This is a genomic window from Methylobacterium aquaticum, from assembly GCF_001043915.1.
Lineage (GTDB): Bacteria > Pseudomonadota > Alphaproteobacteria > Rhizobiales > Beijerinckiaceae > Methylobacterium > Methylobacterium aquaticum.
The window spans coordinates 1-2,489 of record NZ_LABX01000331.1 but is presented as its reverse complement, the minus strand read 5'-3'; the positions used below and the strand labels follow the sequence as shown (position 1 = coordinate 2,489).

1 protein-coding gene is annotated in these 2,489 nt (G+C 69.1%); it reads left to right on the top strand.

The window, feature by feature from the left end; all coding sequences use genetic code 11:
• Positions 1-66: 66 nt before the first annotated feature.
• Positions 67-2,489, top strand: a 2,423-nt coding sequence (locus VP06_RS31300) for a beta strand repeat-containing protein (protein WP_156295866.1), incomplete at its 3' end; no start/stop codon positions are given.

Below are 2,489 nucleotides of genomic sequence, written 5' to 3'. Positions count from 1 at the left end.
TCGGTGTCGGGCGGCGTGGCTGGCCTCGGGTCGTTGCGGATCGACGCCGGAGGTGGGACCAACACGGTGTCGCTGACCGGCGAGTACGCGATCGGCGGGTCGGCCCAGATCACGACGGGCAGCAGGGACGATACGGTCACGCTCACCGGCACGGTGAAGGCGGGCTCGCTCTCCATCGATGCCGGTGACGGCACCAACACGGTGACGCTCGACGGCGACGTCACCGTCGTGGACGCGGCGCAGATCACGACGGGCGGGGACGACGATACGGTCACGCTGACCGGGACGGTGAAGGCGGGTTCGCTGTCGATTGATGCCGGGGACGGCACCAACACGGTGACGCTCGACGGTGACGTCACCGTCGTGGATGCGGCGCAGATCACGACCGGTCGCGACGACGACACGGTCACGCTGACCGGCACGGTGAAGGCGGGTTCGCTCGCCATCATGGCGGGGGAGGGCACCAACAGTGTCGCGCTCGACGGCGGCTTCACGGTCGCGGGCGAACTCGCGGTGGTGACCGGCGCCGGCCGGGACAGCATCACGTTCACGGGCATGTACGGCTCGGTGTCGGGCGGCGTGGCTGGCCTCGGGTCGCTGCGGATCGACGCTGGAGGTGGGACCAACACGGTGTCGCTGACCGGCGAGTACGCGATCGACGGGTCGGCCCAGATCACGACGGGTGGAGATGACGATACGGTCACGCTCACCGGCACGGCGAAGGTGGGCTCGCTCTCCATCGATGCCGGGGACGGTACCAATACGGTGACGCTCGACGGCGACGTCACCGTTTCTGACGCGGCGCAGATCACGACGGGTGGGGATGACGACACGGTCACGCTGACTGGCACGGTGAAGGCGGGTTCGCTCGCGATCATGGCGGGCGACGGCACCAACCGTGTCGCACTCGGCGGCGGCTTCACGGTCGCGGGCGAGCTCGCGGTGGTGACCGGCGCCGGCCGGGACAGCATCACGTTCACGGGCATGTACGGTTCGGTGTCGGGCGGCGTGGCTGGCCTCGGGTCGCTACGGATCGACGCCGGAGGTGGGACCAACACGGTGTCGCTGACCGGCGAGTACGCGATCGGCGGGTCGGCCCAGATCACGACGGGTGGGGACGACGACACGGTCATGCTGACCGGCACAGTGAAGGCGGGCTCGCTCTCCATCGATGCCGGTGACGGCACCAACACGGTGACGCTCGACGGCGACGTCACAGTCGTGGACGCGGCGCAGATCTCGACGGGCGGGGACGACGATACGATCACGCTGACCGGGACGGTGAAGGCGGGCTCGCTCTCCATTGATGCCGGGGACGGCACGAACACGGTGACGCTCGACGGCGACGTCACCGTCGTGGATGCGGCGCAGATCACGACGGGTGGGGACGACGATACGGTCACGCTCACCGGCATGGTGAAGGCGGGTTCGCTCGCGATCATGGCGGGCGACGGCACCAATCGTGTCGCACTCGATGGCGGCTTCACGGTCGCGGGTGAGCTCGCGGTGGTGACCGGCGCCGGCCAGGACAGCATCACGCTCACGGGCACCTACGGCTCGGTTTCGGGCGGCGTGGCTGGCCTCGGGTCGTTGCGGATCGACGCCGGAGGTGGGTCCAACACGGTGTCGCTGACCGGCGAGTACGCGATCGACGGGTCGGCCCAGATCACGACGGGTGGGGACGACGACACGGTCACGCTGACCGGCACAGTGAAGGCGGGCTCGCTCTCCATTGATGCCGGGGACGGCACCAACACGGTGACGCTCGACGGCGACGTCACCGTCGTGGATGCGGCGCAGATCACGACGGGCGGGGGTGACGACACGGTCACGCTGACCGGCACAGTGAAGGCGGGCTCGCTCTCCATTGATGCCGGGGACGGCACCAACACGGTGACGCTCGACGGCGACGTCACCGTCGTGGATGCGGCGCAGATCACGACAGGCGGGGACGACGATACGGTCACGCTCACCGGCACAGTGAAGGCGGGCTCGCTCGCGATCATGGCGGGGGAGGGAACCAACACGGTGATGCTCGACGGTGGCTTCACGGTCGCGGGCGAACTCGCGGTGGTGACCGGCGCCGGCCGGGACACCATTACGCTCACCGGCATTTACGGCTCGGTGTCGGGCGGCGTGGCTGGCCTCGGGTCGCTTCGGATCGACGCCGGAGGTGGGACCAACACGGTGTCGCTGACCGGCGAGTACGCGATCGACGGGTCGGCCCAGATCACGACGGGCGGCAACGACGACACGGTCACGCTGACCGGCACGGTGAAGGCGGGTTCGCTGTCGATTGATGCCGGGGACGGCACCAACACGGTGACGCTCGACGGCGACGTCACCGTCGTGGATGCGGCGCAGATCACGACGGGTGGGGATGACGACACGGTCACGCTGACCGGCACGGTGAAGGCGGGTTCGCTCGCGATCATGGCGGGGGAGGGAACCAACACGGTGATGCTCGACGGTGGCTTCACGGTCGTGGA